Source organism: Verrucomicrobiota bacterium (genome assembly GCA_016200005.1).
Classification (GTDB): Bacteria; Verrucomicrobiota; Verrucomicrobiia; order Limisphaerales; family PALSA-1396; genus PALSA-1396.
Window position 1 is genome coordinate 25,789 of sequence record JACQFP010000074.1, and the last position, 6,079, is coordinate 31,867.

General features: G+C 56.8%; 5 protein-coding genes. 3 read left to right on the forward strand and 2 right to left on the reverse strand.

Annotated elements, in window-relative coordinates; all coding sequences use genetic code 11:
• Positions 1 to 20 precede the first annotated feature (20 nt).
• The gene (locus tag HY298_24225; GenBank protein ID MBI3853366.1) at positions 21 to 419 is read right to left on the reverse strand and encodes a hypothetical protein; all 399 of its coding nucleotides are present in this window, start codon (positions 417 to 419) and stop codon (positions 21 to 23) included.
• Between the two features lie 290 nt (positions 420 to 709).
• Between HY298_24225 and cobA the strand changes: the two genes are divergently transcribed.
• On the forward strand, positions 710 to 2,233 hold the full coding sequence (gene cobA, locus HY298_24230) for a uroporphyrinogen-III C-methyltransferase (GenBank protein ID MBI3853367.1): 1,524 nt from the start codon (positions 710 to 712) through the stop codon (positions 2,231 to 2,233).
• Between the two features lie 6 nt (positions 2,234 to 2,239).
• Here cobA and HY298_24235 read toward each other — a convergent pair whose 3' ends face one another.
• Complete coding sequence (locus tag HY298_24235; GenBank protein ID MBI3853368.1) at positions 2,240 to 2,833, reverse strand: hypothetical protein; 594 nt, start codon at positions 2,831 to 2,833, stop codon at positions 2,240 to 2,242.
• A 130-nt stretch (positions 2,834 to 2,963) separates the two neighbouring features.
• Here HY298_24235 and HY298_24240 point away from each other — a divergent pair, with 130 nt between their 5' ends.
• Together HY298_24240 and HY298_24245 are read left to right on the forward strand one after the other, a co-directional pair.
• Positions 2,964 to 4,772, forward strand: coding sequence for a protein BatD (locus tag HY298_24240; protein MBI3853369.1), 1,809 nt, complete (start codon positions 2,964 to 2,966; stop codon positions 4,770 to 4,772).
• Positions 4,769 to 5,530: a tetratricopeptide repeat protein gene (locus HY298_24245; protein MBI3853370.1), complete on the forward strand. Its 762-nt coding sequence runs from the start codon at positions 4,769 to 4,771 to the stop codon at positions 5,528 to 5,530. Before HY298_24240 ends, HY298_24245 begins: the two co-directional genes overlap by 4 nt.
• The last annotated feature ends 549 nt before the right edge of the window (positions 5,531 to 6,079 follow it).

Here is a 6,079-nt window from a genome sequence, read left to right on the forward strand (position 1 = left end):
AGAAGCCAAAAGAATCTGACTCAAAGCTTGAGGTCGCTGAGGATTCTGTCGAGTTGTTTGACTTCGATGTCCGTCGCGGTGCCCGCCACTACGTGACCCGCGATGCTGCGCAGAATGTGGGCTTGATCGGGAGAAAGGTGGGACTGCAAGTCGGTGATAAAATCCCGCGCAATCGCCGCGAAAGTGTTTCCGTTGTAAAAGCAGAATGGTGCCAAGCGGTGACATTGAAAACAGACTTGAAGGGCATCAGTTAGTTTCTGCGAAGTAAGGCGACTCTTTTCCCAGAGTTGACGGGCCGGTTCATGTCCATCGGAGGTGGGCTTGTGCAGGGCATTTTTCTGTTTGCACAAACCGCGATTGATTTCGGTCACAAATTCCCAGTCAAAAGGAGCCAACCAGGTTTTGACCAAGAGGGACATGACTACGGGTGTGCCGGGGAACGCCTCTTCAGATTCCGTTTGATACGCTGCAGGGTCGCGACACCTTCACTCTTCAGATACCCTTTGCCGGTCCGTGCCAACACAGGTTCTGCCGCGAAACGGTCCTGAATCCTCAAGCCGTCTTTTATGATTCGCTTCAGTCTGTGCCTCTGCTCCTCTGTCATCAATGTACTCTAGCGGAATCGACGATGGGCCGCAAATCAAAACCTGTCGATGGTTTCGGTTGTTTCATTGCCCGGCATTGGTTTTGCGAATAGACTGACCGCGCAGTGAAATCCAAAGGCATAGTTTATCTGGTCGGCGCCGGACCCGGCGACGCCGGACTGCTCACGTTGCGCGGCGCGGAGCTGCTCGGACGCGCGGACGTGGTGGTTTATGACGCGCTCGTGAATCCAGAGTTGCTGCGGCTGGCGCCGAAGTCTGCCGAAGTCATTTTCGGCGGCAAACGCTCGCGTGATCACGCTATTCCACAGGATGAATTGAACGCGCTGCTCATCGCCAAGGCACGCGAAGGCAAATGCGTCGTCCGGCTCAAAGGCGGCGACCCGTACATCTTCGGTCGCGGCGGCGAGGAAGCCGAGGAACTGGCGGCCGCCAGGATTCTCTTCGAGGTGGTGCCCGGGATTTCTTCGCTCGTGGCCGCGCCCAATTACGCCGGCATCCCGATCACGCACCGCGAGCATTGCTCCGGTTTCACGGTTATCACTGGCCATGAGGACCCGACGAAGGACGAAGGCAATATTGATTGGGCGCAGGTCGCCAGATTTCCCGGCACAAAAATAGTAATGATGGGCACGGAACGCATCCGGCACATCGCGGAATTGCTTGTCGCCAACGGAATGGCGGCCACCACGCCGGTCGCGATGGTGCGTTGGGGCACGACGGGCCATCAACAATCCATCGAAGGCTCGCTCGCGACGATTGCCGACGTGGCAGCCGAAAAACAATTCAAGCCGCCGTCCGTCACCGTCATTGGCGACGTCGTCAAGCTGCGGACGAAACTGAACTGGTTCGAGGCGCGACCGCTTTTCGGCCAGCGGTTCGTCGTGACTCGGACCCGCGAACAGGCGAGCCAGTTGTCGCGGCAGTTGCTGGAACGTGGTGCGGATGTGTTGGAAATCCCGACCATCAAGATCGGCCCGCCGACCAACCACGCCGATTTCGCGGATGCGCTGCTGGGATTGAACTCCTACGACTTGCTGGTGTTCACGAGTCCGAACGGCGTCACTGCATTCTTTGAGCATTTCTTCAAGGCGTTCGAGGACCTGCGCGACATTGGCGGCGTGCGCATCGCCGCGGTTGGTCCGGCGACGGCGGCCAGGCTCCGTGAGTTTCATCTCAAGGTGGATTTGATGCCGGAGGAATTCGTCGCCGCGAAAATCGCCGACGCCTTCACCAAATTCGAAAGCATCGAGAACCTGAAAATCCTCCTGATGCGCGCGGAAGTCGCGAACGCCGAGTTACCCAAGACGCTGGAGGCCCTGGGCGCCATCGTCGATGACATCGCCTGCTACAAGACGTTCCCCGAAACCGAGGACGTGAACGGTGCGGCAGCCAAACTGCTGGAGAGCGGCGCGGACTGGATCACGTTCACCAGCGGTTCCACCGTGGAAAACTTTCACGCCCGTTTCGATCTGCCGGCATTGCTCGGTAAGTTTCCGCAAATCAAACTCGCCTCGATCGGTCCGGAAACCACCAAGGCCCTCACCGCGCTGCAACTCAAGCCCACCGTTGAAGCCAGACAGCACACCATTGAAGGATTGGTAAAGTCCGTGGAGGTATTCGCAAAGTGATTTGCCCTACGCGCGTCGGCAAAAGCATTCGAGCAGAATCTCGAATTCGATTCGTTGGATTTCACAGAGCAACCGTCGTTGAGGGTCGGGTACCGCGCGAACCGCGGCTTTCTCACACACGTCAATGAATGCGACCGAATTCCACTCACCGTCGTGGATAAGCTTTCGTGCCAAATCGCCGTCGCTATCCAAACCGGGCAATACCGCAACCTTCCGCGCAATTTCCGGGAAGCATCGATGGTTGCCAACGCGACGAAACCAATACTTCGCATTGCCATAATCCGGTTCGCGGCGATGCAAAATCCCGTGCACGAAACTGCCGTCCGCGTTCTCGATGTTCTGCGCAATCACATGCGCGGCGTCCAGATGATCGTGCCACAGCAGCACCAGACTGCGGACCAAATCGCCATTGGCTAATGGCAATTTTGATTCACTCAGAAAATCCTCCACGATTCTGTTCAACTCGAGTTGCGACAACACACCCGCGCGCGGCCCCGGCTCCAAGTCCGCCGGTTCTGACGTGGCAATCCGGCTTCTGAACGCCTCGAATAAATCTTCTGCTGGCATGACAAGCAGCGTAAAGCCTGTTTGCGGGGCCATTCAATTGATTTTCGCGCGAACAAACCACTACCGGGCTTGTCAATATAGCGATTGGCGGATGGCTGCTGGCGCGTGGTTACTGGCTTGCACTCCCGGATATCCACAGGCAAAAATTGTAAGATAGATAACGATGTTTAAGTTTTTGTTGTTCACCAAAGTTGATGGTCTTTTTCCGAAGCACTCCAAGCGGCAGAGGCTGCCCGCTTTGGCGATGTTGATTCTGCTTTTTACACCCGTCGCCGTGCATGCCGCCAAGTTCACGGCCACGCTGGATCGAGACACGACGCGCGTGGGCGAAAGCGTGACGCTGTCGCTGAATTTTGAGGAAGGTTCACCCAAAGCCGCTCCCAACCTGCCGCCCCTGCCCAACCTGAACGTGACGTCGGTCGGAGAATCCAGCCAATACACCATTGCCAACGGGCAGACGACCGCCTCGCGGTCCTTCAACTTCTCGCTGACGCCGACCCAGCCGGGAAATATCACGATCCCTGCGCTGCGAATCGAAGTGGACGGCAAAATACTGACGAGTCAGCCGCTCACCCTGCGTGTTCTTAAGAACGAGGCGCCCGCGAATCCCGACGCCACATTGACCAATCTGGCCTTCGTGCGATTGGTCGTGCCCAAGAACGAGGTTTATTTGGGCGAACCGTTCCCGGTCGAAATCCAGCTTTATTATCAGAACGTGCAGAATGTGCGGATGCCGCAATTGCACGCGGAAGGATTTTCGCTGGGCAAATCGACCGAACCCACCCAAACCCGAACCCAGGTTGGCAACTTTATTTACAACCTGGTCGTATTCAAAATGTCGGCCACCGCCGCCAAAGCCGGCACGCTCACCCTCGGGCCGGTGGAATGCAGTTTGACCGTGTTGGTGCCGATGAACAATCAACGCCAGCGCGATCTCTTCGGCTTTTTTGGCAACAACATGCAAGCGTATCCGACGACGTTGGTGAGCGAACCGCAGACGATGCGCGTGTTGCCATTGCCCACGGAAAAAGTTCCGGATAATTTTAATGGCGCCGTGGGTGAGTTCGCGCTCTCGGTCTCCGCCGGCCCGACGAACGTCGCCGTGGGCGACCCCATCACGCTCAAGGTGCAAATCACCGGACGCGGTGCCATGGATGCGCTCTCGCTCCCGGATCAGCCGCAATGGCGCGAATTCAAAATTTATCCTCCGACCAGCACGGTGACCAATCGCGACCCGCTCGGTTTGTCCGGCGTGAAAACCTTTGAACAGGTGCTCATTCCCCAGAACCACGAAATCAAATTCCTCCCGCCGCTGGAATTCAGTTTTTTCGATCCGAACCGGAAAAGTTACCGCACCCTCACGAACGCCGGCATTCCGTTGATCGTCGGCTACGCCGCTTCAACTTCGGCGCAGCCATCCATCCTGGCCAGCGCCGCGCCGGCCGCGTCTCCGCCGACGAGCGACATTGTGCACATCAAAGCACGGATGGACACACTCGGTTTGGTGAGTGCGCCGCTGGTGCAACAAACCTGGTTTCTGACGTTGCAGAGTGTGCCTGTGCTGGTGTGGCTTTCATTGCTGGTGATGCGCAAACGCAACGAAGCGCTGGCCAACAACCCGAAACTACGTCGTCAACGCGAGGTGGCCCGGCGAATTCAAACAGGGTTGCAGGAGTTGCACAACCAGGCCAACGCGCAGCAATCAGAGGATTTTTTCGCCACGCTCTTTCGGCTGTTGCAGGAACAGCTCGGCGAACGGCTCGATCTGCCGGCTTCCGCCATTACCGAGGCCGTCATCGACGAACGATTGCGCGGTCGCACCGTGCCGGAACAAACCCTGACCGAGTTACACGAACTGTTTCAGACGTGCAATCAGGCGCGCTACGCGCCGCAGAAAACCAGCCGCGAACTCGCCTCGCTCGTCCCGCGCGTGGAATCCATTCTTCGCGAGTTGCAATCTTTGAAGCAATGAAACTGTTGACGTTCTTTCTCGTTTGCGCGGCGGTACTCGGATTGTTGCACACCAACAGCGGGCATGCTTCCGATCTGACAACGGCGTTCGATGCCGCCAACAAGCTATACGAAGAAGGCAAATACGCGGAGGCAGCCACTGCCTATGAAAAACTCATTGAGAGCGGGCATGTTTCCGACACGCTTTATTTCAATCTTGGCAACGCTTGCTACAAGGCCGGCCAGAACGGGCGGGCCGTCGCCGCGTATCGCCAGGCCGAGCGGATCGCGCCGCGCGATCCCAGCGTGCGCTTCAATCTCCAGTTCGTGCGCAAAAAAGTAAACGGCAGCGACAGTGCTCCCGGTCGATGGTGGGAACATTGGCTGGCCAGACTTTCTTTGAACGAATGGACGATGTTGACGACGGTGACCGTGTGGATTTGGTTTCTGTTGCTGGCGCTGACGCAGTGGCGGTTAAAGCTCAGACAAACCTTGCATGGCTACATCAAGTTTTTCGGCGTGACCAGCGCGTTGTTGGCCGTTTGTCTGGCAGCCACGTTAAATGACCGTTACTCGACTCAGGCGGCGATTGTCATCGCTCGTGATGCGATCGTGCGCAACGGGCCGCTCGACGAATCACAAAGCGCCTACTCGGTGCAGGACGGTATGGAACTCAGCGTCCTCGATCACAAGAACGACTGGTTGCAAGTCAGTGACGTTCGGCAGCGGATCGGCTGGTTAAAACGAACCGAGGTGCTCCTGCTAAAACCGAATGTTTAACGGTTTCCAAAGTTTGAAATCGATCCTTGTGCCGACGGAAATTGCTCGGCTGGCCTGTGGCATCGCGCGCTTGTGTAGAGCATCCTTCCGCGTACCGCGCCGATTGGACACCGCCGCGCGATTGTTTTAACGCCGGAAATCCCCAGGAATCTGTTCCAACAATTTTGGGGATTGACCCTCCCCGGTCACCGTCCTAAGTTGCCCTCGTGATACGAGAAACTCGTGGAAATCGCTTGCCTTGTTACCCAGCCGATACCGGATACCTAGGAAATCTTTCCCTCCACATAAATTGTTAGGTGTCACCACGCTCATGGCACATCCTGCGAACATCTTGGCATTCCCCACATCGAATTACGACGCCATGAAGAAGTTCCTGCTGGATTTTGGGTTTGAGGTCAATGAAGGCAGTGACGAGAAATTTCCAAAAGTTGTGGATGGCGGGGGGTGGAGGGCATCCCAAGGGTAAATGTGTTTACGCTGCTATTGCCTTGGGGTTGAGTTCGACACCATCGACGAACTTCACTCCCGCGATCACGCGATCCAGTAACT

Excerpts from the sequence above, each read along its gene's own strand:
- HY298_24235 (MBI3853368.1), bottom strand. The coding sequence starts at position 2,833 with ATGGCCCCGCAAACAGGCTTTACGCTGCTTGTCATGCCAGCAGAAGAT.
- HY298_24225 (MBI3853366.1), bottom strand. The coding sequence starts at position 419 with ATGTCCCTCTTGGTCAAAACCTGGTTGGCTCCTTTTGACTGGGAATTT.
- HY298_24245 (MBI3853370.1), top strand. The coding sequence starts at position 4,769 with ATGAAACTGTTGACGTTCTTTCTCGTTTGCGCGGCGGTACTCGGATTG.
- HY298_24240 (MBI3853369.1), top strand. The coding sequence starts at position 2,964 with ATGTTTAAGTTTTTGTTGTTCACCAAAGTTGATGGTCTTTTTCCGAAG.